This is a genomic window from Streptomyces sp. NPDC031064 (genome assembly GCF_055570965.1).
Genome location: NZ_JBVIGF010000007.1, coordinates 327,818 through 353,966, shown reverse-complemented (window position 1 = coordinate 353,966; position 26,149 = coordinate 327,818). Strand labels below are relative to the sequence as shown.

General features: G+C 72.3%; 28 protein-coding genes and 1 pseudogene. 11 read left to right on the top strand and 18 right to left on the bottom strand.

Annotated features, from left to right (window positions below):
• Positions 1 to 48 precede the first annotated feature (48 nt).
• The 3 genes from ACZ46W_RS25990 (at position 49) to ACZ46W_RS25980 (ending at position 2,267) form a co-directional block, all read left to right on the top strand.
• Complete coding sequence (locus tag ACZ46W_RS25990; RefSeq protein ID WP_468341964.1) at positions 49 to 1,200, top strand: acyl-CoA dehydrogenase family protein; 1,152 nt, start codon at positions 49 to 51, stop codon at positions 1,198 to 1,200.
• A 60-nt stretch (positions 1,201 to 1,260) separates the two neighbouring features.
• Positions 1,261 to 1,548 (top strand): YiaA/YiaB family inner membrane protein, encoded by a 288-nt coding sequence (locus tag ACZ46W_RS25985; RefSeq protein ID WP_468341962.1) that lies wholly within the window; start codon positions 1,261 to 1,263, stop codon positions 1,546 to 1,548.
• A 74-nt stretch (positions 1,549 to 1,622) separates the two neighbouring features.
• Entirely contained in the window at positions 1,623 to 2,267 is a 645-nt protein-coding gene (locus ACZ46W_RS25980) for a TetR/AcrR family transcriptional regulator (protein ID WP_468341959.1), read from the top strand.
• On the opposite strand, the gene ACZ46W_RS25975 is transcribed toward ACZ46W_RS25980, so the two are convergent.
• On the bottom strand, positions 2,258 to 2,719 hold the full coding sequence (locus ACZ46W_RS25975; RefSeq protein WP_468341956.1) for a MaoC family dehydratase: 462 nt from the start codon (positions 2,717 to 2,719) through the stop codon (positions 2,258 to 2,260). The genes ACZ46W_RS25980 and ACZ46W_RS25975 overlap by 10 nt on opposite strands.
• 104 nt (positions 2,720 to 2,823) lie before the next feature.
• On the opposite strand from ACZ46W_RS25975, the gene soxR reads away from it, so the two are divergent.
• Positions 2,824 to 3,327 (top strand): redox-sensitive transcriptional activator SoxR, encoded by a 504-nt coding sequence (gene soxR / locus ACZ46W_RS25970; RefSeq protein ID WP_468341953.1) that lies wholly within the window; start codon positions 2,824 to 2,826, stop codon positions 3,325 to 3,327.
• Between the two features lie 409 nt (positions 3,328 to 3,736).
• Here soxR and ACZ46W_RS25965 read toward each other — a convergent pair.
• The 6 genes and pseudogenes from ACZ46W_RS25965 to ACZ46W_RS25940 form a co-directional block, all read right to left on the bottom strand.
• Positions 3,737 to 4,120: pseudogene (locus tag ACZ46W_RS25965) on the bottom strand (DUF2267 domain-containing protein); the annotation flags it as partial.
• A gap of 88 nt (positions 4,121 to 4,208) precedes the next feature.
• Positions 4,209 to 4,634 carry an Hsp20/alpha crystallin family protein gene (locus ACZ46W_RS25960; protein WP_468341950.1) on the bottom strand — a complete coding sequence of 142 codons (426 nt, stop codon included), beginning with the start codon at positions 4,632 to 4,634 and terminating at the stop codon, positions 4,209 to 4,211.
• Positions 4,635 to 4,730: 96 nt separating this feature from the next.
• Positions 4,731 to 5,798, bottom strand: a complete 1,068-nt coding sequence (locus ACZ46W_RS25955) for an RNA ligase (ATP) (protein ID WP_468341947.1) — start codon at positions 5,796 to 5,798, stop codon at positions 4,731 to 4,733.
• Positions 5,799 to 5,823: 25 nt separating this feature from the next.
• On the bottom strand, positions 5,824 to 6,606 hold the full coding sequence (locus tag ACZ46W_RS25950) for a 3-keto-5-aminohexanoate cleavage protein (protein WP_468341944.1): 783 nt from the start codon (positions 6,604 to 6,606) through the stop codon (positions 5,824 to 5,826).
• A 77-nt stretch (positions 6,607 to 6,683) separates the two neighbouring features.
• Positions 6,684 to 7,295, bottom strand: coding sequence for a hypothetical protein (locus ACZ46W_RS25945; protein ID WP_468341942.1), 612 nt, complete (start codon positions 7,293 to 7,295; stop codon positions 6,684 to 6,686).
• A gap of 408 nt (positions 7,296 to 7,703) precedes the next feature.
• Positions 7,704 to 8,948: an exo-beta-N-acetylmuramidase NamZ family protein gene (locus ACZ46W_RS25940; RefSeq protein WP_468341939.1), complete on the bottom strand. Its 1,245-nt coding sequence runs from the start codon at positions 8,946 to 8,948 to the stop codon at positions 7,704 to 7,706.
• 170 nt (positions 8,949 to 9,118) lie between these two features.
• On the opposite strand from ACZ46W_RS25940, the gene ACZ46W_RS25935 reads away from it, so the two are divergent.
• From ACZ46W_RS25935 to ACZ46W_RS25925, 3 genes are read left to right on the top strand one after another with little or no spacing between them, the layout of a single operon-like run.
• A complete protein-coding gene (locus ACZ46W_RS25935) occupies positions 9,119 to 9,886 on the top strand; it encodes an SDR family oxidoreductase (protein WP_468341936.1) in 768 nt (255 codons plus the stop codon).
• A complete protein-coding gene (locus ACZ46W_RS25930) occupies positions 9,883 to 11,544 on the top strand; it encodes a class I adenylate-forming enzyme family protein (RefSeq protein WP_468341933.1) in 1,662 nt (553 codons plus the stop codon). The genes ACZ46W_RS25935 and ACZ46W_RS25930 overlap by 4 nt, the downstream gene beginning before the upstream one ends.
• A 42-nt stretch (positions 11,545 to 11,586) precedes the next feature.
• A complete protein-coding gene (locus ACZ46W_RS25925) occupies positions 11,587 to 12,180 on the top strand; it encodes a TetR/AcrR family transcriptional regulator (protein WP_366131620.1) in 594 nt (197 codons plus the stop codon).
• Positions 12,181 to 12,202: 22 nt separating this feature from the next.
• Here the strand turns inward: ACZ46W_RS25925 and ACZ46W_RS25920 are convergent, their stop codons facing one another.
• The 3 genes from ACZ46W_RS25920 to ACZ46W_RS25910 all read right to left on the bottom strand — a co-directional run bounded on the left by ACZ46W_RS25920 (position 12,203) and on the right by ACZ46W_RS25910 (position 16,498).
• Positions 12,203 to 13,960 (bottom strand): lysyl oxidase family protein, encoded by a 1,758-nt coding sequence (locus ACZ46W_RS25920; RefSeq protein ID WP_468341930.1) that lies wholly within the window; start codon positions 13,958 to 13,960, stop codon positions 12,203 to 12,205.
• A 292-nt stretch (positions 13,961 to 14,252) separates the two neighbouring features.
• The gene (locus ACZ46W_RS25915; protein WP_468341927.1) at positions 14,253 to 15,467 is read right to left on the bottom strand and encodes an acyl-CoA dehydrogenase family protein; all 1,215 of its coding nucleotides are present in this window, start codon (positions 15,465 to 15,467) and stop codon (positions 14,253 to 14,255) included.
• A gap of 8 nt (positions 15,468 to 15,475) precedes the next feature.
• Positions 15,476 to 16,498, bottom strand: coding sequence for a phosphotransferase family protein (locus ACZ46W_RS25910; protein WP_468341924.1), 1,023 nt, complete (start codon positions 16,496 to 16,498; stop codon positions 15,476 to 15,478).
• Between the two features lie 147 nt (positions 16,499 to 16,645).
• On the opposite strand from ACZ46W_RS25910, the gene ACZ46W_RS25905 reads away from it, so the two are divergent.
• Positions 16,646 to 17,935 carry a glucarate dehydratase family protein gene (locus ACZ46W_RS25905; RefSeq protein WP_468341921.1) on the top strand — a complete coding sequence of 430 codons (1,290 nt, stop codon included), beginning with the start codon at positions 16,646 to 16,648 and terminating at the stop codon, positions 17,933 to 17,935.
• 6 nt (positions 17,936 to 17,941) lie between these two features.
• Here the strand turns inward: ACZ46W_RS25905 and ACZ46W_RS25900 are convergent, their stop codons facing one another.
• Positions 17,942 to 18,238: a hypothetical protein gene (locus ACZ46W_RS25900; RefSeq protein WP_468341918.1), complete on the bottom strand. Its 297-nt coding sequence runs from the start codon at positions 18,236 to 18,238 to the stop codon at positions 17,942 to 17,944.
• Positions 18,239 to 18,345: 107 nt separating this feature from the next.
• On the opposite strand from ACZ46W_RS25900, the gene ACZ46W_RS25895 reads away from it, so the two are divergent.
• Positions 18,346 to 19,281 carry an NADP-dependent oxidoreductase gene (locus tag ACZ46W_RS25895; RefSeq protein ID WP_468341915.1) on the top strand — a complete coding sequence of 312 codons (936 nt, stop codon included), beginning with the start codon at positions 18,346 to 18,348 and terminating at the stop codon, positions 19,279 to 19,281.
• 16 nt (positions 19,282 to 19,297) lie between these two features.
• Here ACZ46W_RS25895 and ACZ46W_RS25890 read toward each other — a convergent pair whose 3' ends face one another.
• The 3 genes from ACZ46W_RS25890 to ACZ46W_RS25880 are packed head-to-tail and all read right to left on the bottom strand — an operon-like array spanning position 19,298 to position 20,549.
• On the bottom strand, positions 19,298 to 19,618 hold the full coding sequence (locus ACZ46W_RS25890) for a DUF202 domain-containing protein (protein WP_468341912.1): 321 nt from the start codon (positions 19,616 to 19,618) through the stop codon (positions 19,298 to 19,300).
• On the bottom strand, positions 19,618 to 20,010 hold the full coding sequence (locus ACZ46W_RS25885; protein WP_468341909.1) for a YidH family protein: 393 nt from the start codon (positions 20,008 to 20,010) through the stop codon (positions 19,618 to 19,620). Before ACZ46W_RS25885 ends, ACZ46W_RS25890 begins: the two co-directional genes overlap by 1 nt.
• Positions 20,007 to 20,549, bottom strand: coding sequence for an NUDIX hydrolase (locus ACZ46W_RS25880; RefSeq protein WP_468341906.1), 543 nt, complete (start codon positions 20,547 to 20,549; stop codon positions 20,007 to 20,009). The genes ACZ46W_RS25885 and ACZ46W_RS25880 overlap by 4 nt, the downstream gene beginning before the upstream one ends.
• A gap of 84 nt (positions 20,550 to 20,633) precedes the next feature.
• Here ACZ46W_RS25880 and ACZ46W_RS25875 point away from each other — a divergent pair, with 84 nt between their 5' ends.
• Positions 20,634 to 22,292: an FAD-binding dehydrogenase gene (locus tag ACZ46W_RS25875; RefSeq protein ID WP_468341903.1), complete on the top strand. Its 1,659-nt coding sequence runs from the start codon at positions 20,634 to 20,636 to the stop codon at positions 22,290 to 22,292.
• On the opposite strand, the gene ACZ46W_RS25870 is transcribed toward ACZ46W_RS25875, so the two are convergent.
• The 4 genes from ACZ46W_RS25870 to ACZ46W_RS25855 all read right to left on the bottom strand — a co-directional run bounded on the left by ACZ46W_RS25870 (position 22,289) and on the right by ACZ46W_RS25855 (position 25,153).
• On the bottom strand, positions 22,289 to 22,663 hold the full coding sequence (locus ACZ46W_RS25870; protein WP_468341900.1) for a nuclear transport factor 2 family protein: 375 nt from the start codon (positions 22,661 to 22,663) through the stop codon (positions 22,289 to 22,291). The genes ACZ46W_RS25875 and ACZ46W_RS25870 overlap by 4 nt on opposite strands.
• Positions 22,660 to 23,088 (bottom strand): ASCH domain-containing protein, encoded by a 429-nt coding sequence (locus ACZ46W_RS25865; protein ID WP_468341897.1) that lies wholly within the window; start codon positions 23,086 to 23,088, stop codon positions 22,660 to 22,662. Before ACZ46W_RS25865 ends, ACZ46W_RS25870 begins: the two co-directional genes overlap by 4 nt.
• 66 nt (positions 23,089 to 23,154) lie before the next feature.
• On the bottom strand, positions 23,155 to 24,552 hold the full coding sequence (locus tag ACZ46W_RS25860; RefSeq protein WP_468341894.1) for a GntP family permease: 1,398 nt from the start codon (positions 24,550 to 24,552) through the stop codon (positions 23,155 to 23,157).
• Positions 24,553 to 24,634: 82 nt separating this feature from the next.
• Positions 24,635 to 25,153, bottom strand: a complete 519-nt coding sequence (locus tag ACZ46W_RS25855) for a gluconokinase (protein WP_468341892.1) — start codon at positions 25,151 to 25,153, stop codon at positions 24,635 to 24,637.
• Positions 25,154 to 25,280: 127 nt separating this feature from the next.
• Between ACZ46W_RS25855 and ACZ46W_RS25850 the strand changes: the two genes are divergently transcribed.
• Positions 25,281 to 25,982 (top strand): FadR/GntR family transcriptional regulator, encoded by a 702-nt coding sequence (locus ACZ46W_RS25850; RefSeq protein WP_468341889.1) that lies wholly within the window; start codon positions 25,281 to 25,283, stop codon positions 25,980 to 25,982.
• The last annotated feature ends 167 nt before the right edge of the window (positions 25,983 to 26,149 follow it).

Genomic DNA, 26,149 nt, shown 5'->3' with positions numbered 1-26,149 from the left:
GCGTGACACAAGAAACTAGCAGTGATAGTTAAAGTGGGGTGTCCGCGCGTGAACCTGGAACCGAGCGAGGAGCAGGCGGCGGTCCGGCAGCTCGCCGAGGACTTCGTCAGGCGCGAGATCGCCCCGCACGTCGTCGAGTGGGACCGCGCGGAGAACGTCGACAGATCGATCGTCAAGAAGCTCGGCGCGCTCGGCTTCCTCGGCCTCACCATCCCCGAGGAGTACGGCGGCTCGGGCGGCGACCACCTTGCGTACTGCCTGGTCACCGAGGAACTGGGGCGCGGTGACTCGTCCGTGCGCGGCATCGTGTCCGTCTCGCTCGGGCTGGTCGCCAAGACCGTCGCGGCCTGGGGCGACGAGGACCAGAAGCGGCACTGGCTGCCCCGGCTCACCGCCGGTGACGCGATCGGCTGCTTCGGCCTCACCGAGCCCGGCACCGGCTCCGACGCCGGCAGCCTCACCACCCGGGCCGTGCGCGACGGCGACGACTACGTCATCAACGGCACCAAGATGTTCATCACCAACGGCACCTGGGCGGACGTGGTGCTCCTCTTCGCCCGCACCAACGACCGCCCCGGCCACCGGGGCGTGTCCGCCTTCCTCGTCCCCGCCGACACCCCCGGCCTGACCCGCCGCACCATCCACGGCAAGCTCGGCCTGCGTGGCCAGGCCACCGCCGAACTCGTGCTGGAGGACGTCCGGGTGCCCGCCTCCGCGCTGCTCGGCCCGGAGGGCAAGGGCTTCTCCATCGCCATGTCCGCGCTCGCCAAGGGCCGCATGTCGGTCGCCGCCGGGTGCGTCGGCATAGCCCAGGCCGCACTGGACGCCGCCGTGCGCTACGCGGGGGAGCGCGAGCAGTTCGGCAAGCCGATCGCCTCGTACCAGCTCGTCCAGGAGCTGATCAGCGACATCTCCGTCGACGTGGACGCGGCGCGGCTGCTGACCTGGCGGGTCGCCGATCTCGTCGACCGGGGCGAGGAGTTCGCCACCGCCGCCTCCAAGGCCAAGCTCTTCGCCTCCGAGGCCGCCGTGCGCTGCGCCAACAACGCCCTCCAGGTCTTCGGCGGTTACGGCTACATCGATGAGTACCCGGTCGGCAAACTGCTGCGGGACGCGCGCGTGATGACGCTGTACGAGGGCACCAGCCAGATCCAGAAGCTCATCATCGGCCGGGCGCTGACCGGGGTGTCCGCGTTCTGAGTAGCCCATGAGTACGGGAGCGGATGTGGGCCGCGCCACAGCCCGCGCATCCTTGCCCGCATGAGTGACACACCGGTCAAGCAGCAGAACACGGCCGCCTACTACGGCCAGGCCGTGGCCTCCTTCGCGATCGCCCTGGGCGCGGTGGCCGTCGGCATCGTCAACCTGGACGCCGACGCCTGGGTGCGCGCCTTCCTCGGCATCGCGGTCCTCTACCTCACCACCTCCGCCTTCACCCTCGCCAAGGTCGTCCGCGACCGGCAGGAGGCCGGGCAGATCGTCAGCAGGGTCGACCAGGCCCGGCTGGAGAAGCTGCTCGCCGAGCACGACCCGTTCCAGAAGCTCTAAGCGCTTGCTCACTGTCGGGGTATGGTGTTCGTCCTTGGACACCGGAAGGTCCTGGACACCGGAAGGGGCGAACGATGAGCACGGCGGAGGAAACGGCCGGCGGCGAGGACACGCCATGGGACGAGGTGACCCCTGACGCGGCCAGGCGGCTGCTCGTCGCCGCCGTCGAGGCCTTCGCCGAGCGTGGTTACCACGCCACCACCACCCGCGACATCGCGGGCCGGGCCGGGATGAGTCCGGCCGCGCTCTACATCCACTACAAGACCAAGGAAGAGCTGCTCCACCGGATCAGCCGCATCGGCCACGTCAAGGCCCTGGAGATCCTGGAGGCGGCCGCCGACGGCCCCGGAACCGCCGCCGAGCGGCTCGCCGACGCCGTGCGGTCCTTCGTCCGCTGGCACGCCGGACGCCGCACCACCGCGCGCGTGGTCCAGTACGAACTCGACTCCCTCAGCGACGATCACCGCGCCGAGATCTTCGAGCTGCGCCGCAAGAGCGACGCCGCCGTCCGCCGCATCATCAACGAGGGCGTGGCGGCGGGCGAGTTCGACGTCCCGGACGTCTCCGGCACCACCCTCGCCGTGCTCTCGCTCTGCATCGACGTGGCCCGCTGGTTCAGCACCGGGGGGCGCCGGACGCCCGACGAGGTCGGCGCGCTCTACGCCGACCTCGTGCTGCGCATGGTGGGAGCCGGGGCCCCCGGGGGCGCTCAGAAGTAGTAGCGGGACACCGACTCGGCGACGCACACCGGCTTGTCGCCGCCCTCGCGCTCGACCGTCACCACGGCCGTCACCTGCACACCGCCGCCCGCGTCGGTGACGTCCTTGAGGACGGCCGTCGCCCGCAGCCGCGACCCGACCGGCACGGGGGCGGGGAACCGGACCTTGTTGGACCCGTAGTTGACGCCCATCTTCATCCCCTCGACCCGCATGATCTGCGGTACGAGGAGGGGGAGCAGCGACAGCGTCAGGTACCCGTGCGCGATGGTCGTCCCGAACGGCCCGGCGGCGGCCCGCTCCGGGTCCACGTGGATCCACTGGTGGTCGCCCGTGGCCTCGGCGAACAGGTCGATCCGCTTCTGCTCGATCTCCAGCCAGTCGCTGTGCCCCAACTGCTCGCCGACCGCGCCGCGCAGCTCGTCGGCGGACGTGAAGATCCTCGGCTCTGCCATGTCCCGGCTCCCTGACTCTCGATGTCTAAGCGCTTGCTCAGCATGCTGGGGCGGGTGCTCTCCTGTCAACGGACCGCCGGGCGGCGGCCAGTAGGGTTCGAGGGGTGCCGCAGATTCCAGAGAAGATCCACGAGCTCACCGTCGGCCAGCTCTCCGCGCGCAGCGGAGCGGCCGTCTCCGCCCTGCACTTCTACGAGTCCAAGGGCCTCATCAGCAGCCGCCGCACCAGCGGGAACCAGCGCCGTTACGGCAGGGACGCGCTGCGCCGCGTCGCCTTCGTCCGCGCCGCGCAACGCGTGGGCATCCCGCTCGCCACGATCAGGGAGGCCCTCGCCGAACTCCCCGAGGAGCGCACGCCCAACCGGGAGGACTGGGCACGCCTGTCGGAGGCGTGGCGCGCGGAACTCGACGAGCGGATCAAGCAGCTCGGCCGGTTGCGGGACCACCTCACCGACTGCATCGGGTGCGGCTGTCTCTCGCTGGAGACCTGCGTGCTGTCCAACCCGGACGACGTCTTCGGCGAGCGCATGACCGGCTCGCGCCTCCTGCCCGAACAGCGCCGCCCGACGGACCGGCAGGCACCGTCGCGGGGCACACCCTCGCGGTAGACGCAGGCGCCCGGGCCGCCGGGGCCAGGCCGGCGCGGCCGGGCTCGGGGGCGGGCGGGGGTCACGCCTCCGGGGCCAGGCCGGGGTGGCCGGGCTCCCGGGGCGGGTCGGTGATCATGCCTCACCGGGCAGGCCCGGGCGGCCGGGCTCGCGGTGCGGCGTCACGCCTCCGGGGCCAGGCCGGGTCACGCCTCCGGGCGCAGGCCGGGGTCACGCCTCCCGGGTCAGGCCCGGGTGGCCGGGCTCCCGGGGCAGGCCGGCGTCACGCCTCCCGGGGCGGGTCGGTGATCATGCCTCACCGGGCAGGCCGGCGTTACGCCTCCCCGGGCGGGCCGGGCTCGGTCATGCCGGAGGGGGGTCGGTCGGCTCCGGTGGGGGCGGCTTCGGGCGGGGCCGGCTCGGTCATGCCAGGGCGTCCGAACAGCAGGTCGTAGCCGGGCGGGAGCTGGAGCAGTATCCGGCGCATCAGGTCCTCGTCCGCCGTGTCGGCCACGACGCTGAGGACGGCGCCGATGTCCCACTTGGCCGTCTCCTCCGTGGCGCCCTCGATCCACGCGGCCGTGGCCCGCACGAACCGGTCGGGCCCGAGCGGTTCGGCGGCGGGGAGCGGGTTGAGCAGCACCAGGGCGCAGGTCTCCGGCAGGCCGGCGGCCAGCTCGGCCCGCTCGTTGCCGACGAGGTGTGCGCCTAGCAGGGCCAGGACGACGCGGGCGGCCCGGTCGGCCTCCCGCCGGGAGGGGTATTCGCCGCGTTCTTGCACCGCGGCCAAGAACGCGTCCCACTGCATGCGCATCTTTCTCCCTCGGCCTCGTTCGATGGGCATGGGCGGGGCGGGCCGGAAAGGACCCGTCCCCGCCCATCATGCGGTGCGGCGGGCCGGATCAGCCGCTGATCTGCTTGCGGTCGCTGCCGCCGCTGATCTCGATCTTGCGCGGCTTGGCCTGCTCGGCGACCGGGATCCGCAGGGTCAGGACACCCACGTCGTAGGACGCCTCGATCCGGTCGGTGTCCAGCGTCTCGCCGAGGAAGAGCTGGCGGCTGAACGTGCCGGACGGCCGCTCGGCGATCACCATCTCGGCCTCGCCCTCCGGCGCCGTACGCCGCTCGGCCTTGACGGTGAGCACATTGCGCTCGACATCCAGGTCGATGCTGTCGGGGGTGACGCCCGGCAGGTCGAGCTGGACGACGAAGGTGTCCCCTTCCCGGTAGGCGTCCATCGGCATGGCCGCCGGGTGGGCGCTGGTGCCCAGCAAACGCTCGGTGAGCCGGTCGAGCTCACGGAAGGGGTCGGTCCGCATCAGCATCATCGGTCCCTCCTTGCGTACTCACGGATGCTGCTGACCGTCTGCCTTTTTTCTTATAACTCCCTCGGTCAAAGTTGACAAGAGGGGGCTCAAGAAAACTCACTCATACTCGGTGCCGCCCTTCCGGGTGAGGTAGGCAGGGCTGACCGCCTTGGCGATCGCCCGCCCACCGACCACCGGGCTGTACCGCTCCGTGGCCGGGCGGATCACCACGCCCTCGCGCAGATGCAGCTCCCGCCCCGAGACCGTCTCGCGGCCGGTGGCCAGCTCCAGGACCTTCGCGATGTCGTACGGACCCGCGTACAGCCGGGGCACCAGCGGCAGCCCACCCGTCGGCAGCTCGGCCGGGTCCAGCCAGCGGACCTGGCCGTCGATCTCGGCCGACACGTCGAAGACCGCGTACCCCAGCTCCTCGCTCCGGCCGTTCGCGCCGTACGCCAGGTCCTGCACGCCCGCGCCGTACACCTCGCCGAACACCCCGACCCTGGTCGCGCCGAGCGCGGCGGCGAGCCGCGCCGCGACCGCCGGCACGTCGTACGTACGGATCGCCCGCCAGTACAGATTGCGCGGGTCCTCCTTCAAGGCCAGGCCCTTGGCGCCGAACCCCTTCGACGAGACGAGTACCCGCCCGTCCTCGGCGGTGTACGTCATCAGACAGGCCGTGCCGTGCAGCTTCTCCGTCAGGACCACCGGCTCGCCGGGCTCGAAGATGCCCGGGTACCGCTGGATGTTCTCGATGTCGACCCACGGCAGCAGGCCGGGCGCCGGCTCCACGTCGCCGTTCATCGTCGTCGGCACCGGCGGCACCCACTTGGTGATGCCCAGCGCCTCCGCGAAGTCCGTGCCCTCGGCCGCCGCACGCGCCAGGTCCACGTCCGCCAGGGCGCGCGGCCGGCACACGATGCCCTGCGACAGCTCGCCGCGCAGCCGTACCGCCTTCACCCGGTCCGACGCCTTCCCGGCGAGCCGCCCGGTCAGCCCCAGCTCCTCGACGAGCGCGGGCGGCAGCACCGCCTGCTCGGGTATGTACACGGCGACGTCACCGGTGCGGTAGGCGCCCTTGGCGACGACGGCGCGGTACAGGCCGACTTGGGCCAGCTCCAGGGCGTCGGCGTTGGGATGCTCGTGGACGGTCAGCGGCTCGGCGGTGACACGCAATGTCGACATGGGTGTGCTCCTTGTGGTGCGGTTCTCATCGCCGCCCACTGTCGCGGTGCGCGAAACCACTGGCCCACCCGATTTGGCGCCTGATAGCGTCACGCTCCTCCAACGCGGCCGCCACCAACCGGGCGTTGGACCGCGCGGGCCGCCCGTCCGGCAGGAGCAGCGTGTCCTCCAGGCCCACGCGCGTGTCCAGCCCCAGCCGTATCGCCAGGCGCAGCACCGGCCACGCCCCGACGCCCTCGCCGTGCAGCAGCACCGGCCGGTCATGCGCGCCGCCCAGCTCCGCCAGCAGTACGCGGGCCGACGCCTCGGCCGACGCCTCGCCCGTCCCCGCGTCCCGTCCCGTCACCTCGGCCACCACCCGCGACACGCGGGGCGCCAGGGGCGACGCCAGGAACCGCCGCGCCCCCTCCGTGCCCGACCGGATGACCGCCTCCACGCCCACGCCGCGCTCCAGCAGCTCGGCGGCGACCTCCTCCGCGCCCGCCTCGTGCCAGTCGACCGAGGCGTGGTCGGGCAGCACCGTCCAGGAGCGCACCCGCTCCACCCGCCGCCCCGGCTCCGGCTCGGCCCACGCGCCGGCGGACACGCCCACCGGGACGTCCACCACGTCCCGTATCGCCTGGAGCACCGCGGCCAGCACGCGCGGGGACAGCGTGCCGCCCCCGCACGGCGTCCTGGGATGGACGTGCACCTCACCGGCCCCGGCCGCGACCGCGCCGGCGGCCGACTCGGCCATGGCGCCCGGCGACATGGGCACGGCCGCGGAATCCCCCGTCCCGCGACGGCCGTTCAGACAGACCTGGATCATGCCTCGATGGTGACAGCCGCCACTGACAACGGGGGCGTGCCGAGCCTGGCGCCCGCCCCCGCGCCGTCCCGCCGGCCTCACGCCACGGACACGAGCTCCTTGCGCCGCCCCCGTTTGGCCGCCGCGAGCGCTCCGGGCGTCAGGACCGGCTGCGGTATCACCACGCCGCACCCCGTGCACACCGGCCCGAACCACGGTTCGCTCGACAGATCCGGCCGCCAGACGATCTCGTCCGCCGCGCAGATGGGGCAGTGCTCACCGGGCTCCGCCTCCAGGGCCGTGATCAGCTTGCGCAGCGCCTCGGCCAGCGCCACCGTCGGATGCACCGACGGGTCGTCGCACCGCGCTATGCCGTTGCCGCCCCAGGTGCGCCGGTGCCAGTCGTCGATCCAGCCGGGCCGCCGCAGCCCGTCGTGCTTCTCACGCCTGCGGCGCGCCGCGAACTTCTCCTCGTACGCGAGCCACACGGCCCGCGCCTCCTCCAACTCGTCGAGCGCGGCCACCAGCCGCGCCGGATCGGGGTCCCGGTCCTCGGGCCCGAACCTGTGCCTGGTGCACAGGTGGTCCCAAGTCGCACGGTGCCCATAAGGGGCGAACCGCTCAAGGCACTTGCGCAGCGAATACCGCCGCAGCGCCAGATCGCACCCCGGATCGCGCACCTGTCTCGCCAGACTCCGGAAACCGGCCACAGCACTGCCACCTCCGTCACTCGTACTTCGGCGTCGATGAATGGACGTACGGGTTCCCAGTTCGGCTCCATCGAAAAACGAATGGAACCCATCAGCGGGGCATCTGACGTGAAATGCCCCCACGGCGCCCCGTGTGACGATTCCGAAGAAGTGACGGCTGCTCACCTTACTGACAAGGCATACCGCCAGTAACCTCCGCTCCGCCGCCCCCTCCGGGAGCCACCCGCGCGACGACGCGCCGGAAGACCGAGAATCGCCACCGCGGCCGTACTCGCCCTTCCCGCCCGCTGGTTGGGGTCCAGCCATTCGCCACGGCCGCGGCCACCCCGCCCCCCGAACCGCTGGGGGCCGGACCGGGCCGGGCGGCCACCCCGCCCGGTCCGGCCCACAGCCCCGGACGTTCACCTCTCAGCGGTACACCAGGTACTCCCGCCGCACGGCCCGGAACGCCGCCAGGTCCGCCTCCCAGGCGCCCACGACCTCGTCCGTGTCCGCGCCCGCGCCGATCAGCGTGCGGACCTTCGCCGAACCGGTCAGCTTGTCGATCCAGTTGTCGGCGCGCCAGGCGAAACCGCTCCAGGTCCGCTTCGCCGTCACCAGCAGCCCGATGCCGGTGCGCACCGGGTCGAACGCCACCCGGTCGTCCACGTGCACCTGCACCCCGCCCACCAACCTGCCCTGGAACTTGGAGAAGGTGGGCGTGAAGTACGCCTCCCGGAAGCGCACGCCCGGCAGCTCCAGCGCGTTCGCCGCCTCCGCCCAGCGCCGGTCCACACCCTCCGCGCCCAGCAGCTCGAACGGGCGGGTCGTGCCCCGGCCCTCCGACAGGTTCGTACCCTCGAACAGGCAGGTGCCGGAGTACACCAGCGCGGTGTCCGGCGTCGGCATGTTGGGGCTCGGCGGCACCCACGGCAGCCCCGTCGCGTCGAAGAAGTCCGCGCGCCGCCACCCCGACATCCGTACCGTCGTCAGCGGAACCGGCTTCGCCAGGAACTCGGCGTTGAACAGCCGCGCCAGCTCCGCCACCGTCATCCCGTGCGCCTGCGCGATCGGCTCACGCCCCACGAAGGTCGCGAACGCCCTGTCCAGCACGGGCCCGAGGGCCGCCCGCCCGGTCACCGGGTTCGGCCGGTCCAGCACCATGAAACGTTTCCCCGCCAGCGCGGCCGCCACCATGCAGTCGTAGAGCGTCCAGATGTACGTGTAGAACCGGGCACCCACGTCCTGGATGTCGAACACCACCGTGTCGACACCGGAGGCGGTGAAGACGTCCGCCAGCGCCTGCCCGCTCTTCAGGTACGTGTCGTACACCGGCAGCCCGGTCGCCGGGTCGTCGTACCGCCCCTCCGACCCGCCCGCCTGGGCCGTGCCCCGGAAGCCGTGCTCGGGGCCGAACACCGCCACCAGGTCCACCCGGTCGTCGGCGTGCATGACGTCCACGATGTGCCGCACCTCTGCGGTGACCCCCGTCGGGTTGGTCACCACGCCCACCCGCTGCCCCGCCAGCGCCGCGTACCCATCGGCCGCGAGCCGGTCGAAGCCGGTCCGCACCCGGCGGCGGCCCCGGTCCCGCGTGGCGGCCCGCCCCGGAGCGGCGGCCGTCACCCCCACCGCGCCGCCCGCGACCAGCAGACCCCGTCTGGACACGCTCATCCGCCACACCTCCGTGACCGTCGACCGATCCGGCCACGCACGCTAGCGCGCCCGCACACCCCAGGGAACGAGGCGGGCGACACGGCCTTCCCCGATCACATACCGACTGGTTAGTCTGTCCACCCGGACAGCAGAGCGGCGTGCGGTGCACGACGGAGAGGCGGGTCTCGATGAGTACGACGGTGCAGGGCGCGGGCGTGGTCGTCACCGGAGCGGGCGGCGGGATCGGAGCGGCGCTCGCCCGGCGGTTCGCGGCGGAGGGCGCTCGGGTCGTCGTCAACGACATCGACCCCGCCCGCACCAAGGCCGTCGCCGACGAGATCGGCGCCGCCGCCGTCCCCGGCGACGCCTCCACGATCGTGGAGCAGGCCCGCGAGGCCCTCGGCGGCACCGTCGACGTCTACTGCGCCAACGCCGGGCTCGCCTCGCCCGGCGACGCCTTCGCCGGCGAGGAGGTCTGGGCGGCCGCCTGGGACGTCAACGTGATGGCCCACGTCCGCGCCGCCCGCGCCCTGCTGCCCGACTGGCTGGAACGCGGCTCCGGCCGCTTCGTCTCCACCGTCTCGGCCGCCGGGCTGCTCACCATGGTCGGCGCCGCCCCCTACAGCGTCTCCAAGCACGGCGCGTACGCCTTCGCCGAATGGCTTTCCCTCACCTACCGCCACCGCGGCCTGAAGGTCCACGCGATCTGCCCGCAAGGCGTGCGTACGGACATGCTCACCGCCGCCGGCTCGGCCGGCGAGCTGGTCCTCGCCCCCACCGCCATCGAGCCCGAGGACGTCGCCGACGCGCTGATCGAGGGCATCGAGGCCGACCGGTTCCTGATCCTGCCCCACCCCGAGGTCGCCGACTACTACCGGGCCCGCGCGAGCGAGCCCGAGCGCTGGCTGAACAATATGAGCCACATCCAGCAGAAGTGGGAGGGCGCCGGGCAGTGAACCCGACCTCGATCTACGCGGCCAAGCCGTGGCTCGGCCGGCTCAGTGACGCCCAGCGGGCACCGGTACGCCCGGCCGCCACGGTCGTGCACGCCTTCCGCGCGGCCGTCGCCCGCGCTCCCCAGCACCCCGCGCTGGTGTACTTCGACGGGCGGCTGACCTACCGCGAGACCGACGCGCTCTCCGACTCGGTGGCCGGATTCCTCGCCGCCCGGGGCGTCCGGCGCGGCGACCGGGTCGCGATCATGCTCCAGAACACCCCGCACTTCGTCCTCGCGCTGCTCGGCGCCTGGAAGGCGGGCGCCACCGTCGTCCCGCTCAACCCCATGTACAAGTCGGCCGAGGTCTCCCACGCCCTGAACGACTCCGGGGCCGGCGCGCTGATCTGCGCCGACCACGCGTGGGAGCGGTACCTGCGCGAGACGGCCGCCGGCTCGCCCGTACGCGTCGCCCTCACCGCCTGCGAGAAGGACCTCCAGACGCGCGACGACCCCCGCGTCCTCGGCTTCGAACGGCTCCCCGTGCCGGCCGACGCCGACGACCTGGTCGCCGTCGCCCGCGCCGGACACCCGGCGCCCCAGTACGGCCGCGACCTCACCGCCACCGACACCGCCCTGATCAGCTACACCTCCGGCACCAGCGGCACGCCCAAGGGCGCCATGAACACCCACCGCGGGATCATGTACAACGCCGAACGGCAGCGCACCGGCCACCCCATCGCCGAAGGCGCCGCGTACTTCGCCCTGGCCCCGCTCTTCCACATCACCGGCATGGTCTGCGAGCTGGCCACCTGCCTCGCCAACGCCGGCACCCTCGTCCTCACGTACCGCTTCGAGGCGGGCGTCGTGCTGGACGCCTTCGCCGAGCACCGCCCCGCCTACACCGTCGGCCCCTCCACCGCCTTCATGGCCCTGGCCGCCCACCCCACCGCCACGCCCGGCCACTTCGCGTCCTTCCAGGTGATCTCCTCCGGCGGCGCCCCCGTGCCCCCGGCCCTGGTGGAGAGGTTCCGCGCCGCCTTCGGCCCGTACATCCGCAACGGCTACGGCCTCACCGAGTGCACCGCCCCCTGTGCCTCCGTACCCCCCGACAAGGAGGCCCCGGTCGACCCCGCCTCCGGCACCCTCTCGGTGGGCGTCCCGGGACCCGAGACCGTCGTCCGCATCCTGGATGACCGGGGCAACGAGGTGCCGTTCGGCGAGCAGGGCGAGATCGCGGTACGCGGGCCCCAGGTCGTCCCCGGCTACTGGCGCCTGCCGGAGGCCACCGCCGAGACCTTCCCGGACGGCGAGCTGCGCACCGGCGACATCGGCTTCATGGACCCGGACGGCTGGCTGTACGTCGTCGACCGCAAGAAGGACATGATCAACGCGTCGGGCTTCAAGGTGTGGCCGCGCGAGGTCGAGGACGTCCTCTACACCCATCCGGCGGTCCGCGAGGCGGCCGTCGTCGGCGTCCCCGACGCCTACCGGGGCGAGACGGTCAAGGCGTACGTCAGTCTGCGCCCGGGGACCCCGGTCGGGCCCGCCGAGCTCTCCGCGTACTGCGAGGAGCGCCTGGCGGCGTACAAATATCCCCGTGAGGTCGAGATCCTGCCGGAGCTGCCCAAGACGACGAGTGGGAAGATCCTCAGGCGGGAACTGCGTTTCTCCGCGTGAACGACGGCGACACGCACGAGTGGACGAGAGAGGTGGCGGCACATGGCCAGGACGACGGACGGGAACGGCACCCCCGTCCCCCAGAGGCTGCTGGCCACCGCCACCCGGCTCTTCGCGGAGCAGGGCTACGACCGCACGTCCGTCCAGGAGATCGTCGAGGCGGCCGGCGTCACCAAGGGCGCCCTCTACCACTACTTCGGCTCCAAGGAGGACCTGCTCCAGGAGGTGTACGCGCGCGTGCTGCGGCTCCAGCAGGAGCGGCTGGACGCCTTCGCGGAAGCGGACGCGCCCGTCGAGCAGCGGCTGCGCGACGCCGCCGCCGACGTGGTGGTCACCACCATCGAGAACCTCGACGACGCGTCGATCTTCTTCCGGTCGATGCACCACCTGAGCCCGGAGAAGAACAAGCAGGTACGGGCGGAGCGGCGCCGCTACCACGAGCGGTTCCGGGCCCTCATCGAGGAGGGGCAGGCCGCCGGCGTCTTCTCCTCCGCCACGCCCGCCGACCTGGTGGTGGACTACCACTTCGGCTCCGTCCACCACCTGTCGACCTGGTACCGCCCGGACGGGCCGCTCAGCCCCCAGCAGGTGGCCGACCACCTGGCCGACCTGCTGCTGAGGGCCTTGCGGCCGTGACAGCGGCCGTGGCAGCGGGGAACTAGTTGGCGTTCACCAGCTCGTGCGGCGGCACGGTCACCGTGCGCGCGCCCTTCTTGCCGCCCAGGACGATCTTCCGCAGAGCGCTGTTGTTGTTCAGGTCGGTCTCCTTCAGCCGCTTCTCCGGGTTGGCCAGCACCTGGATGTAGTAGGTGCCGTTCGGCAGCGTGGTGATGTCGAACGACTGGCCCGGCAGGTCCTGGGTGTAGGTGTCGCCGGAGCCCACGTCGAGCACCTCACGGACGGAGATCGAGCTCTGCTGCCCGCACGCCGTGGACAGGTCGGTGTTGTACGGGTGCCAGTTGGCGTTCTTCACCGTGTAGTCGACGGCGTCGGTGTTGGCGAGGCAGAACGCCTCCTTGCCGCTGCGCACGGCCTCCTTCTGGTCGGCCTTGAGCAGCCGGTAGCTGGCGAAGTCGGTGAAGTGCCAGTGCTCGTGGCCGGGGCGCGGGTCCCACTCCATGGTGCCCGTCGGCGTGTAGCCGACCTGCTTGCCGTTGGCGTCGTAGAAGTACTGGTAGGCGTCCATCAGCTCCTTGCCGGGCGAGCGGAAGCCGTCCACGACGAGCTGGGCCGGGCCCGCGTTCCACACGTTGGCGCTGAAGGCGAGGAAGTCCTTGCCCTTGTCGGGGCCCTCCTTGGCGGGCTCGCTGATGTTGATGCCGTAGGCGGGCAGCGAACGCAGGTCGGGCTTGGGCACGTTCGGCACGACCGCCTTGCCCGTCGGCCGCTTGGCCGCGGGCTTCAGCGCGGGGGCCTTGCGGGAGCCGTCGGTCTGCCCGCCGCCGTCGCCCATCCGCGCGGCCTTGAGACCCTGCTTCTTCACCGCCCACGGCACGGCGGGCGGCGCCGGGATCAGCGGCCCGTGGCCCACGTTGTACGAGGGCCCGGCACCGCTCGTCGGGGCGGCGGGAGCGGCCGGGGCCACCGCGCCGTGCCCGGCGTGCCCGGCCGCGGGACCGTGCCCGGCCGTGGCGCCGTGTCCCGCGTGCCCGGTGGGCGCGGCGTGCCCGGCCGCGTGGGACTGGCGGCGTGCCCCGGGCGCGCCGGCCCCGCCCTCGGAGCTGACCTCGCGCACGGTCACCTTGACCGTCTGCGGCTTGTCCGCGATGCCGAAGAAGTCGCGGTACCGCTTCGCCACGGACACCTTGGCCGTGTACTTCCCGGCCGGCAGGACGACGGGCCTGGAGTAGATGCCCGCGTACGTGTTGGCGGCCCAGCCCTTCTCCACGCCCCACACGGAACCGAGCGTGAACGGGTTGGTGGGACAGCTCTCGGGGTACTTCGAGGTGGCCGGCGCCTCCGGACTGACCCGCCCGGACGCGTTGTTCGGGCAGAAGTCCTCCGCCTTGTTCAGCACCGTCTTGCCGGCCGCGTTGGTCATGGTGATCTGGAGGAAGCCCGGCAGCCCGGCGAAGTCCTTCACCATGCCCTTGGGAAGGGGCTTGGACACGGTCTTGCCGCCCTCCCGCACGATCTGCGCGGCGACGACCGGGTCCTTGTAGGACTTGCGGGTCACCTTGAGTTCCAGCGGGGCGTTCGCGGCGGTGAGGTAGGTACCGAGGTCGAGGTAGACGCCGGGGTCTTCCTTGTACGAGTCGAGGGTCACGGACGTCGAAGCGGCGATCAGGCTGAGCTGCGGCGTGGTCGCGGCCGCCTTGCCGTCGGGCGCGGCGGCGACGATACCGGCGGTCACGGCGATGGCCGCGGCTCCGGCGATCACCGAGCGCCCGATACGGGCCTGGTGGGATCTGGTCATCGTTCCTCGTTCTACGAGTGCCTGTCGGGACGGCGGAGGCCGGCCGGCGCGGTGGTCATGTCGCGTGGCTGTCCCCGGCATGTGAGAGGCGGCAGTCGGCCCTGTGGGTTGTCTGTGGGCCGGTCAGTCGGCGCATCCTTGGCCGAAACGAGGCCGAGCACACCGCTTTGCGCCGTCTTGGCGCCGTTTCCACCGGGCAGGCTGCCCGCATGTGGTAAAAGCCCGGGGCCGTAAGGCCCCGGGCTCTCACCGGCGTTCGCGACTCCGAACCTCCGTACCCGAACGTCAGCGCTCAGAGGTACTTCTTCAGCTCCCGCCGCGCCAGCGACCGCTGGTGCACCTCGTCCGGCCCGTCCGCCAGTTGCAGGGTGCGCGCGCCGGCCCACAGTTCGGCGAGCGGGAAGTCCTGGCTGACACCGCCCGCGCCATGGACCTGGACCGCCTTGTCGATGATGTCCACCACCGCGCGCGGCGTCGCGATCTTGATGGCCTGGATCTCGGTGTGCGCGCCCCGGTTGCCGACCGTGTCCATCAGCCAGGCGGTCTTCAGCACCAGCAGCCTGAGCTGCTCCACGGTCACCCGGGCGTCCGCGATCCAGCCCTGCACCTGCCCCTGGGCGGCCAGCGGCTTGCCGAAGGCGGTACGGGACACCGCCCGGCGGCACATCAGCTCGATGGCCCGCTCGGCCATGCCGATCAGCCGCATGCAGTGGTGGATCCGGCCCGGGCCGAGCCGTGCCTGGGCGATGGCGAACCCGCCGCCCTCCTCACCGATGAGGTTCGAGGCCGGGACGCGGACGCCGTCGAAGACGACCTCGGCGTGCCCGCCGTGGTAGTGGTCCTCGTACCCGTACACCCGCATCGCGCGCCGGACTTCGAGGCCGGGCGTGTCGCGGGGGACGAGGATCATCGACTGCTGGCGGCGGATGTCCGCACCGTCCGGATCGGTCTTGCCCATCACGATGAAGATCGCGCAGTCGGGGTTCATCGCGCCGGAGATGTACCACTTGCGGCCGTCGATGACGTAGTCGTCACCGTCCCGCCGGATGCGGGTCTCGATGTTCGTCGCGTCGGACGAGGCGACCTCCGGCTCCGTCATCGCGAAGGCGGACCGGATCTCCCCGGCGAGCAGCGGCTGGAGCCACTGCTTCTTCTGCCGCTCGTCGCCGAACTGAGCCAGCACCTCCATGTTCCCGGTGTCCGGGGCCGCGCAGTTCAGCGCGGTGGGCGCGAGCTGCGGCGAGCGGCCGGTGATCTCGGCGAGCGGCGCGTACTGGAGGTTCGTCAGGCCGGCCCCGTGCTCCTCGTCGGGCAGGAAGAGGTTCCACAGGCCCTGCCTGCGCGCCTCGGCCTTGAGCTCCTCGACGACGGGCGGGGTGTCCCACGGGGAGGCGAGCTTCGCCCGCTGCTCGTGCGCGACCTCCTCCGCCGGGTACACGAACTCGTCCATGAAGGCGAGCAGTTGGGCCCGCAGCTCCTCGGTGCGCGCGTCGAATGCGAAGTCCATGGTGCCGGTCAGCCTTCCTGGAGGGTGGTGAGGCCGTGCTCGATGAAGACGGGGACGAGGTCGCCGATCCGGTCGAAGCCGGCGCCGACGGTCTGCCCGAGGGTGTAGCGGTAGTGGATGCCCTCCAGGATCACGGCGAGCTTGAACCAGGCGAACGCCGTGTACCAGGAGATGGCCGAGGTGTCGCGGCCGGACCGGGCGGCGTAGCGCTCGACCAGCTCGGCGGCCGGGGGGTGGCCGGCGGCGCCCGCGGTGGTGCTGATGGGGGAGCCCGGCAGGTCCAGGCGGGTGCTGTACATGGCCAGCAGGCCCAGGTCGGTGAGCGGGTCGCCGAGCGTGGACATCTCCCAGTCCAGTACGGCGTTGACGTGGTCGTCCGCGCCCAGCAGGACGTTGTCCAGGCGGTAGTCGCCGTGGATGACGGTCGGGGCGGGGGAGCGCGGCAGTTCGCGGCCGAGCGCGGCGTGCAACTCGTCGATCCCCGCCAGGTCGCGGCTGCGCGAGGCGTCGAGCTGCTTGCCCCAGCGCCGGAGCTGCCGGTCCAGGAAGCCCTCCGGCCGCCCGAAGTCGCCGAGCCCCACCGCCCCGGGGGCCACGGCGTGCAGGTCGACCAGTGTGTCGACCAGGCCCAGGATCGCGGCGCGGGTGCGCTCGGGGCCGAGCGGGGCGAGCTGCTCGGCCGTGCGGTACGGGGTGCCGGCCACGAACTCCATGACGTAGAACGGCGCTCCGAGCACGTCCTCGTCCTCGCACAGCACCAGCGGCTCCGGGACCGGCACCGCCGTCGGATGCAGGGCGCTGATCACCCGGTGCTCGCGCCTCATGTCATGCGCGGTGGCCAGGACGTGGCCGAGCGGCGGGCGGCGCACCACCCACTGCCCGGTGCCGTCGGTGACGACGTAGGTGAGGTTGGACCGGCCGCCTTCGACGATGCGGGCGCTGAGCGGTCCGCTCACCAGGCCGGGCCGCTCGCGGTCCAGGAAGCCGCGCAGCCGCTCGGGATCGAGACCTAGTGGGGGAGCTGAGCTCATCGTTCGCACCTCCGGTGACGGGAAGAACAGTGGCGTACGCAGCATGACCGACCAGTCGGTATGTCGTCCAGTGCCGGACCCGTTCCGGTCCGGGAACCGGCTGCACGACTCTGGTCCCATGGCTACGCTGCTGAATACAGTTCACGTATGGATACCGCGCTGCTGATCGCCGACGTCCGCCTCACCCCGATCCTGATCGCCGACCCGCCCCTGCTCAACACCCAGGGCGTGCACCAGCCCTACACCCCGCGCCTGATCGTGGAGGTCGTCACCCGGGGCGGCGTCACCGGGCTCGGCGAGACCTACGGCGACGGCACCTACCTGGACCTCGCCCGGCCGCTCGCCGATGCGCTGCCCGGTCACCCGGTCACGGACGTGAACGGCTTGCTCGATCTCGCGGAGCGGGTGTGCGGCGGCTCACCCGGCCCGGAGGAGGGTGTGGACGCGGGCGGGCTGCGAGGCGTCCGTACCGCCGACAAGCTGCGGCTGTCCGTGGTGTCCGGCTTCGAGGTCGCCTGCCTGGACGCGCTCGGCAAGAGCCTCGGCCTGCCCGTGCACGCCCTCCTGGGCGGCAGGGTGCGCGACGCCGTGGACTACGGCGCGTACCTCTTCTACCGCTGGGCCGAGCACCCCACCGGCGGCGAGAAGGACGACTGGGGCGCGGCCCTCGACCCGGCGGGCATCGTCGCCCAGGCCCGGCGCCTCGTCGCAGAGCACGGCTTCCGCTCCTTCAAGCTCAAGGGCGGCGTCTTCCCGCCGGACCAGGAGATCGCCGCCGTCCGCGCGCTCGCCGAGGCGTTCCCCGGCCGGCCGCTGCGCCTGGACCCCAACGGCGCCTGGTCGGTGGAGACTTCCCTGTACGTCGCCGACCGGCTCGGCGACGTCCTCGAATACCTGGAGGACCCGGCGAGCGGCACCGACCGCATGGCCGAGGTCGCCGCCGGTACCGGCGTGCCCCTCGCCACCAACATGTGCGTGACGACGTTCCCCGAGATCGCCGGGGCATTCGCCCGTGACGCCGTCCAGGTGGTGCTCTGCGACCACCACTACTGGGGCGGCCTGCACCGGACGCGCGAACTGGCCGCCGTCTGCTGGGCCTTCGGCGTCGGGCTGTCCATGCACTCCAACACCCACCTGGGCATCAGCCTCGCCGCCATGACGCACGTCGCCGCGACCGTCCCCAACCTCGACCACGCCTGCGACAGCCACTACCCCTGGCAGACCGAGGACGTCATCACCGCGCGCCACGTCTTCCACGGCGGCCGCCTCACCGTCTCCGACGCGCCCGGCCTCGGCGTCGAGCTGGACCGGGAACGGCTCGCCGCCCTCCACCGGCGCTGGCTCGACGACGACGGCACGATGCGCGAGCGCGATGACGCGGCGGCGATGCGGCAGGCGGACCCGGAGTGGGTCACGCCGGCGGTTCCCCGCTGGTGACGGAGGTCAGTGGTCGTCCCAGTGCCCGCCGTGCGCGGCGTGCCGGTGGCCCTCGTGCACGTAGTCGACGTGGTCGCCGTGCGCGACGGCGGGGTGGCCGCAGTTGTCGCCGTGCTCATGGGCGTGCCCGCTGTGGGCGATGTGCTCGCCCGGCTCGCACTCGTCCCAGTGGCCGGAGTGCTCCCGGTGCAGGTGCCCGTCGTGGACGTAGTCGAGGTGGTCGTTGTGGACCACGGCCTGATGCCCGCAGGCCGGGCCGTGCTCATGGCCGTGCGAGAGGTGTTCCTGATGGAGGACGGTCATCGCGGGCCTCCGGCGTGGGGGTCGGTAACACCTCCAGGCTAGTCCTTTTTGTCGTTGATGATCTGTTTCCGCTTGCGTGGGGGCGGGACGGGCCGGAGGGTCGGACCATGAAGGCGATCAGCTACCGCCACTACGGCGGCCCCGAGGTCCTGGAGTTCGGCGACCGCCCCGATCCCAAGGTGGGCCCGGACAAGGTGCTCGTCAAAGTGCGCGCGGCGGCCGTCAACCCGGTCGACCTGAAGGCCCAGGCCGGGTACCTCGACACGGCCCTGGACGCGGTCTTCCCGGTGGTCCCCGGCTGGGACGTCTCCGGCGTCGTCGTCCAGCCCGGGGTGTCCGTGCCGGAGTTCGCCGTCGGCGACGAGGTCATGGGGTACGTACGCGAGGACGTCCTGTGCCACGGCACCTTCGCCGAGTACGTCGCCGCCCCCGTCCGCACCCTCGCGCGCAAGCCGCGCAACGTGGGCTTCGAGGAGTCGGCCGCCCTGCCACTGGCCGGGCTCACCGCCCACCAGGCACTGCACCGGGCGCTGCGCGTGCGGTCGGGCGACACCGTCCTGGTGAACGCCGCGTCGGGCGGGGTCGGCTCCATGGCCGTCCAGATCGCCCGGCACCTCGGCGCCCGCGTCATCGGCGCCGCCCGCGAGAGTGGCCAGGACCGGGTGCGCGAGCTGGGGGCGGAGCCGGTGCTGTACGGCGACGGGTTCACCGGCCGCGTCCGGGAGCTGGCCCCCGACGGCGTGGACGCCGCGCTCGACACGGTCGGCGGCCAGGTCCTGAAGGACTCGGCCAACCTGCTCGCCCCCGAGGGGCGGCTGGCCTCCATCGCGGACGGCGAGGTGATCGGCCTGGGCGGCCGCTACTACTGGGTGCGCCCCGACCCGGCGGACCTGACGGCGCTGGCCGAGCTGGTCGAACAGGGCGCCCTGACGGTACGGGTCGCCAAGACGTTCCCGCTGGAACAGGCCGCCGACGCCCAGCGCGCCGCCCTGGAGGGCGGCCTGAACGGCAAGGTCGTCGTCACCGTGGACTGGGGCGACTGACCCGGCCCACGCCGGTTCACACCACCACCCCCACCGCGAAGGCCGCCAGCGCGACCGTGCATCCGGCCGCCCAGACCGCGCCCCGGCGCGTCAGCGGACGTGGACGGGCCGTGGCCAGGGCCCGCACGCGGCGGTGCGCGACGCCCAGGAACGCCAGCCACACCAGCAGCGACAGCCCCGCCCCCACCAGCCCGGCCGCCGTGACCCCGTCGTGCACGGCCTGCTTGGCGGCGAGCACCGCCACGACGGTGGCCGCCAGCGTCGTACGCCGCCACGCCAGCCGCGTCCGCTCCGGCTGGAGTCCGGGATCGCGCACGTCCGCGGGCTCGGCGCCCATCAGTCCCGCCAGCCGAACAGCACGACCACCACCATCGCGCCGGCGACCAGGCCCACCGCCAGGCTCAGCAGCGTCGGGAAACGGCTCACGGGAAGGTCCTCGTCCCGCCGCATGGCCCGCTCGCACCGCACCCAGTGGTTCACCGCCCGCAGCGCGCACAGCCCCCCGGCGGCCAGCAGCGCCAGCGCCATCCCGACACGGACGCCCCAGCGCAGATCGGGCAGGAACTGGTCCACCGCGAACCCGCCGCCCACCAGCGCCAGCGCGGTACGGATCCAGGCGAGGAAGGTGCGCTCATTGGCGAGGGAGAACCGGTAGTCGGGCGTGTCGCCCTCTTCCCGGACCCGCTGCGGCGCGAACCACAGCCGCAGGCCCCGCACGAATTCGCTCACATGATCAGACTACCGGCGCGGTGCTCGCGCAGCCTTTCGTACGCCGCCAGCCCGTCCGGCACCCACTCCCACCCGCCGGGGACAGGCCCCAGCCGCGCCCGCAGCTCCGCCTCCGGCAGGAACGCGTGCCACGCGACCTCCTCCACCTGCGGCTCCAGCGGCAGGACGCACCGCACCTCGTACACGGCCGACCACCACGACCCGCGCCCGCCGCCGTCCTCGTACAGGAACCGGAACAGCGGCGTGGGGCGCGGCAGCCCGCGTACGCCCAGCTCCTCCTCCGCCTCCCGCAGCGCCGCCACGTCGTAGCTCTCGCCCGCCCCGACGACCCCGCCCACGAACATGTCGTACAGCGACGGGAAGACCAGCTTCGTCGCCGTGCGGCGGTGGACGAACACCCGGTCCTCCGCGTCCCGCGCGAGGATGAACACACACCGGTGGCGCAGGCCCCGCGCGTACACCTCGCCGCGCGGCAGCCGCCCCACGACCTCGTCGTGCTCGTCGACGACGTCCAGGATCTCTTCCGCGGGCGACTTCATACGCCCATCAAATCACCGCCCGCCTGTTGACGTGTTACCGCCGCGTACGGAAGATCGGATCACCCTGCCGACAAGGATGTGCCCATGGCGTACGACGCTGATGTGATCGTGATCGGGGCGGGCCTCGCCGGCCTGGTCGCCACCGCCGAACTGGTCGACGCGGGGCGCAGCGTCATCCTCCTCGACCAGGAGCCGGAGCAGTCCATCGGCGGCCAGGCGCACTGGTCCTTCGGCGGCCTGTTCTTCGTCGACTCGCCCGAACAGCGCCGGATGCGCATCCGCGACAGCCACGAGCTCGCCCTCCAGGACTGGCTCGGCACGGCCGGGTTCGACCGCCCCGAGGACCACTGGCCGCGCAAGTGGGCCGAGGCGTACGTCGACTTCGCGGCCGGCGAGAAGCGGGCCTGGCTCCACCGGCAGGGCGTCCGCTTCTTCCCCGTGGTCGGCTGGGCGGAGCGCGGCGGCTACGACGCCACCGGGCACGGCAACTCGGTACCGCGCTTCCACATCACCTGGGGCACCGGCCCGGGCCTCGTCGCGCCCTTCGAGCGGCGGGTGCGCGCGGGCGCCGCCAGGGGCCTCGTACGGCTGAGGTTCCGGCACCGGGTCACCGCGCTCGGCCGCACCGGGGGCGCCGTCGACACCGTCAGCGGCGAGATCCTGGAGCCGTCGGACGCCGAGCGGGGCACCGCCAGCAGCCGGCAGGTCACCGGGGCCTTCGAGTACCGGGCCCAGGCCGTGATCGTCACCTCCGGCGGCATCGGCGGCAACCACGACCTCGTTCGCGCCCAGTGGCCCGAGCGGCTCGGCACCCCGCCGGAGAAGATGCTCTCCGGCGTACCCGCCCACGTCGACGGCCTGATGCTCGGGATCGCGGAGGAGGCCGGCGCCCACCACATCAACCGCGACCGGATGTGGCACTACACCGAGGGCATCGAGAACTGGAACCCCATCTGGGCCCGGCACGGCATCCGCATCCTGCCCGGCCCGTCGTCGCTCTGGCTGGACGCGCACGGCCGCCGGCTGCCCGTTCCGCTCTTCCCCGGCTTCGACACCCTCGGCACGCTCGACCACATCATGAAGTCGGGTCACGGCTACACCTGGTTCGTCCTCAACCGGCGCATCATCGGCAAGGAGTTCACCCTCTCCGGCTCCGAACAGAACCCGGACCTCACGGGCAAGTCCGTACGCGGCGTCCTCGACCGCGCCCGCGCCGACGTCCCCGGCCCGGTCAAGGCGTTCATGGACCACGGCGCCGACTTCGTCATCGAGAAGGACCTGCCGTCCCTGGTGCGCGGCATGAACGCGCTCACCAAGGAGCCCCTGATCGACGAGGCCGCGCTGCGCCGCGAAATCACCGCCCGCGACCGCGAGATCGCCAACCCCTTCACCAAGGACCTCCAGGTCACGGCCATCCACGGCGCCCGCAAGTACCTCGGCGACAAGCTGATCCGTACGGTCACCCCGCACCGCATCCTCGACCCCAAAGCCGGCCCGCTGATCGCCGTCCGCCTCAACATCCTCACCCGCAAGTCGCTCGGCGGCCTGGAGACCGACCTGTCGTCCCGCGTCCTCACCGCCGACGGCACCCCGCTGCCCGGCGTGTACGCGGCGGGCGAGGCGGCCGGCTTCGGCGGCGGCGGGGTCCACGGCTACCGCTCCCTGGAGGGCACCTTCCTCGGCGGCTGCCTCTTCTCCGGCCGCGCGGCGGGCAGGGCGGCGGCCAAGGCGGTCGGGGCCTAGGCCCCGGGTTCCTCCGGCACCGGTGTCGCCTGGTGGTAGTACATCCGCCACTCGCCTCCGGGTGAACGCCGCCACAGGGAGCTGCGCCGCGCCCGACGGCCCGCGATGACCGTCTCGTACGTCAGGTGCACCAGGTCGGGACCGAGCTGGACGCCCGTCATGCCGGACACCTCATAGCGGGGGCCGTCGGGCGAGCCGCCCTCCAGCTCGGGCAGTTCGGCGAGCATCTCCGCACGGCTCCACCGCCGCCCGGAGGCGCCGACCTCCACGAAGTCCGGGTCCAGGAGGCGCGCCGCCTCCGTCCGTGACGTCCGTACGGCCGGGTCGACGAGCCGCAACTCGCCCGCCACGGCTTCCTCCACCCCGGTCACCGAAGCCGCTCCACGACCCGGAACCGCTCGGCCACCACCATCGTGGCGTCGTCGACCGTGAAGTCCGGGTCCCCGAGGGCCTCGCGCATCTCGGCGCCGTGCCAGAACCTCTCGTGCCCCGCCCGCCATTCGGCGACCGACGCGTACCCCTCGCCCTCGTCCAGGGCGTGCCGCAGGTCCACCTCGCCGAGCGGCAGGACCCGTACGTCGGTCAGCTCCAGTACGGCGACCTCGCGCCCGTCGGAGTCGATGAGCGCCGACCGCTCGCCCACCGGCGGGAGTTCCTCGCCCTCGGCCTCGTACTCCACGAGCAGTCCCGTCGTGGACGTCTTCTCACCGGACAGGACGGCGGCGACCAGCCGGTCGCGCAACGGCCCGGGGAAGGCCAGCAGATACGGCTGCAACGAGCCGTGGGCGGGAGACATGCGCGCCAGTCTGGCACGCACGCTCCCGCCCGGGCGCGGCGATTTCCGTCCGGCTGCCTGCCGCGGCTACAGCACCAGGGACAGCAGCAGTACGAACACGATCCCGACGACCGAGATGATCGTCTCCATCACCGACCAGGTCTTGATCGTCTGGCCGACGTTCATCCCGAAGTACTCCTTCACCAGCCAGAACCCGGCGTCGTTGACGTGGCTGAAGAAGAGCGAGCCCGCGCCGATCGCCAGCACCAGCAGCGCCGCGTGCGAGGTCGACATGTCGGCCGCCAGCGGCGCGACCAGCCCGGCCGCCGAGATGGTGGCGACGGTCGCCGAACCGGTGGCCAGCCGGATCGCCACCGCGATCAACCACGCCAGCAGCAGCGCCGGGATCGACCAGTCCTCGGAGAAGTCCAGGATCATCCGGCCCACGCCCACGTCGATCAGGGTCTGCTTGAAGCCGCCGCCCGCGCCGACGATCAGCAGCACGCCCGCGATCGGGGCGAGCGACGTCTCGACGGTCGAGGAGATCCGCTCCTTGGTGAAGCCGGCCGCCCGGCCGAGCGTGAAGATGCCCACCAGGACCGCGGCGAGCAGCGCGATCAGCGGCGAGCCGATGACGTCGGTCACCCGCTGGACGTGGTTCTCCGGGTCGTCGACGACGATGTCCACCAGCGCCTTGACCATCATCAGCACCACGGGCAGCAGCACGGTCGCCACGGTGGCCCCGAAGCCGGGCCGCCGCTCCAGGTCCTCCGAAGTGCGCTGGGGGATCATGCGCTCGGGCGCCGGGATGTCGACCCACCGCGCCGCGTACCGCGAGAACAGCGGACCGGCGATGATCACGGTCGGGATGGCGACCAGGATGCCGAGCGCCAGGGTGACGCCCAGGTTCGCCCCGATCGCGTCGATGGCGACCAGCGGGCCGGGGTGCGGCGGGATCAGCCCGTGCATCACGGAGAGGCCGGCCAGCGCCGGCACACCGATCCGCATCAGCGAGTAGCCGCCGCGCTTGGCGACCATCAACACCACCGGGATCAGCAGCACGATGCCGACCTCGAAGAACAGCGGCAGCCCGATCACCGAGGCGATCAGCACCATCGCCCACGGCATGGCGCGGCCGCCCGCCTTCGCCAGGATCGTGTCGACGATCTGGTCCGCGCCGCCCGAGTCGGCGAGCAGCTTGCCGAGGATGGCGCCGAGCGCGATGAGCACGCCGACGCCCGAGACGGTCGAGCCGAGGCCCTTGGTGAACGACGTGATGGTCGCGTCGAGCGGGGCGCCGGCGAACGCGCCCAGGCCGAGCGAGCCTATGGTCAGCGCCAGGAAGGCGTGCAGCTTGAACTTGGTGATGAGCAGGACGATGACGGCGATGCCCGCCAGGACGGCGATGCCGAGTTGGGCGTTGCCGGCCGAGGTGATCGGCTCGGTGGCGTCCGCTGCCAGCATCTCGACGTTGAGACTGGTCACAGGGGGTCCTCGGGGTCGGGGGCCGGGGTTCGGGGGTGGGGTTCAGGCGCCGGGTTCAGGCGCCGGGGTTCAGGGGGTGGGGTCAGGCGCCGGAGGTGGTGAGCCGGCGCAGCGCGGCGGCGGCCCGGTCGGTGATGTCCTCGGGCGAGCCGGTGACGTCGACGGCCACACCGGCCTCGTCGTCCTCCAGCGGCTGGAGCGTCGCGAACTGCGAGTCCAGCAGCGCGGTGGGCATGAAGTGCCCCTTGCGCGCGGTCATCCGCTCCTCGATCAGCGACCGGTCGCCGGTCAGGTGCAGGAAGACGACACCGGGCGCGGCCGCCCGCAGCCGGTCGCGGTAGGCCCGCTTCAGCGCCGAACTGCTCACCACCCCGCCGAGCCCCGCCCGGTCGTGCGCCCACCGCCCGATCGCGTCGAGCCACGGCCACCGGTCGTCGTCGTCGAGCGGGACGCCGGCGGACATCTTGGCGATGTTCGCCTCGGGGTGGAAGTCGTCGCCCTCGGCGTAGGGCACGCCGAGGCGCTCGGCGACCAGCGGACCGATGGTGGTCTTGCCGGTCCCGGCCACGCCCATCACGACGACGACTGGGGGTTTCTGCATGGGCTCCGCGCCTCGCTGTCCTCTTCGACATCGACTTCTCGCCGCACACTGAAACCCATGAGGTACGACATATTCAAGAGCCTGTGACTTAAAAGTCATACTTATTTGTGGCGGTTACGCTATGCACATGACGACACAGGCGCAGGGGCTCCATACGCATGTGCTGGACACCCTGGGCCTCGCGATCACCGCGGGGGAGTACCCGCCGGGCAGCGTGCTGCGCACCGACGAGCTCGCCCAGCGCTTCGAGGTGTCACGCACCGTGATCCGCGAGGTCGTCCGCGTCCTGGAGTCGATGCACCTCGTGGAGTCGCGCCGCCGCGTCGGCGTCACCGTGCGCGCCACCGAGCAGTGGAACGTGTACGACCCGCGCGTCATCCGCTGGCGGCTCGCCGGCACCGACCGCCCCCGCCAGCTCCGCTCGCTGACCGTGCTGCGCTCGGCCGTCGAGCCGGTCGCCGCCGGCCTCGCCGCCGTCCACGCCACCCCCGAGCAGTGCCGGGAACTCACCGAGCAGGCCCTCGGCATGGTCGCCACCTCGCGCGGCCGGCAGTTGGAGGCGTACCTCGTGCACGACATCGCCTTCCACCGGGTCGTCCTCAACGCCTCCGGCAACGAGATGTTCGCCCGGCTCGGCGACGTGGTCGCCGAGGTGCTCACCGGCCGCACCCACCACCACGTGATGTTCGAGGACCCCGACCCGGCCGCCGTCACCCTCCACGTCCAGGTCGCGGAAGCCGTCCGGGAGCGGGACGCGGCACGCGCCGAGGAGCTCACCCGGGAGATCGCGGCGGGTGCCCTGCGCGAGCTCGATGTCCTCGCGCCATAGTCGCACCCCTTAAGCTGCTCAATGCTGATTAACCAGCCGGTAACCTCAAAAACATCTCAGATCAGCCTGTACGTGACATAGGCCACAGCCAAAACGGCAGCGTAGCCGTGACTATGTGCCCTGGCCTTCATGCCACGGTGACCACCTTCATCACCGGCGTACGGCTG

What these genes read in the sequence shown, in the direction of transcription:
- ACZ46W_RS25985 (WP_468341962.1), top strand. Translation starts at nt 1,261, where the DNA reads ATGAGTGACACACCGGTCAAGCAGCAGAACACGGCCGCCTACTACGGC.
- ACZ46W_RS25980 (WP_468341959.1), top strand. Translation starts at nt 1,623, where the DNA reads ATGAGCACGGCGGAGGAAACGGCCGGCGGCGAGGACACGCCATGGGAC.
- ACZ46W_RS25975 (WP_468341956.1), bottom strand. Translation starts at nt 2,719, where the DNA reads ATGGCAGAGCCGAGGATCTTCACGTCCGCCGACGAGCTGCGCGGCGCG.
- ACZ46W_RS25960 (WP_468341950.1), bottom strand. Translation starts at nt 4,634, where the DNA reads ATGATGCTGATGCGGACCGACCCCTTCCGTGAGCTCGACCGGCTCACC.
- ACZ46W_RS25955 (WP_468341947.1), bottom strand. Translation starts at nt 5,798, where the DNA reads ATGTCGACATTGCGTGTCACCGCCGAGCCGCTGACCGTCCACGAGCAT.
- ACZ46W_RS25950 (WP_468341944.1), bottom strand. Translation starts at nt 6,606, where the DNA reads ATGATCCAGGTCTGTCTGAACGGCCGTCGCGGGACGGGGGATTCCGCG.
- ACZ46W_RS25940 (WP_468341939.1), bottom strand. Translation starts at nt 8,948, where the DNA reads ATGAGCGTGTCCAGACGGGGTCTGCTGGTCGCGGGCGGCGCGGTGGGG.
- ACZ46W_RS25935 (WP_468341936.1), top strand. Translation starts at nt 9,119, where the DNA reads ATGAGTACGACGGTGCAGGGCGCGGGCGTGGTCGTCACCGGAGCGGGC.
- ACZ46W_RS25925 (WP_366131620.1), top strand. Translation starts at nt 11,587, where the DNA reads ATGGCCAGGACGACGGACGGGAACGGCACCCCCGTCCCCCAGAGGCTG.
- ACZ46W_RS25920 (WP_468341930.1), bottom strand. Translation starts at nt 13,960, where the DNA reads ATGACCAGATCCCACCAGGCCCGTATCGGGCGCTCGGTGATCGCCGGA.
- ACZ46W_RS25915 (WP_468341927.1), bottom strand. Translation starts at nt 15,467, where the DNA reads ATGGACTTCGCATTCGACGCGCGCACCGAGGAGCTGCGGGCCCAACTG.
- ACZ46W_RS25910 (WP_468341924.1), bottom strand. Translation starts at nt 16,498, where the DNA reads ATGAGCTCAGCTCCCCCACTAGGTCTCGATCCCGAGCGGCTGCGCGGC.
- ACZ46W_RS25905 (WP_468341921.1), top strand. Translation starts at nt 16,646, where the DNA reads ATGGATACCGCGCTGCTGATCGCCGACGTCCGCCTCACCCCGATCCTG.
- ACZ46W_RS25900 (WP_468341918.1), bottom strand. Translation starts at nt 18,238, where the DNA reads ATGACCGTCCTCCATCAGGAACACCTCTCGCACGGCCATGAGCACGGC.
- ACZ46W_RS25895 (WP_468341915.1), top strand. Translation starts at nt 18,346, where the DNA reads ATGAAGGCGATCAGCTACCGCCACTACGGCGGCCCCGAGGTCCTGGAG.
- ACZ46W_RS25890 (WP_468341912.1), bottom strand. Translation starts at nt 19,618, where the DNA reads ATGGGCGCCGAGCCCGCGGACGTGCGCGATCCCGGACTCCAGCCGGAG.
- ACZ46W_RS25880 (WP_468341906.1), bottom strand. Translation starts at nt 20,549, where the DNA reads ATGAAGTCGCCCGCGGAAGAGATCCTGGACGTCGTCGACGAGCACGAC.
- ACZ46W_RS25875 (WP_468341903.1), top strand. Translation starts at nt 20,634, where the DNA reads ATGGCGTACGACGCTGATGTGATCGTGATCGGGGCGGGCCTCGCCGGC.
- ACZ46W_RS25865 (WP_468341897.1), bottom strand. Translation starts at nt 23,088, where the DNA reads ATGTCTCCCGCCCACGGCTCGTTGCAGCCGTATCTGCTGGCCTTCCCC.
- ACZ46W_RS25855 (WP_468341892.1), bottom strand. Translation starts at nt 25,153, where the DNA reads ATGCAGAAACCCCCAGTCGTCGTCGTGATGGGCGTGGCCGGGACCGGC.
- ACZ46W_RS25850 (WP_468341889.1), top strand. Translation starts at nt 25,281, where the DNA reads ATGACGACACAGGCGCAGGGGCTCCATACGCATGTGCTGGACACCCTG.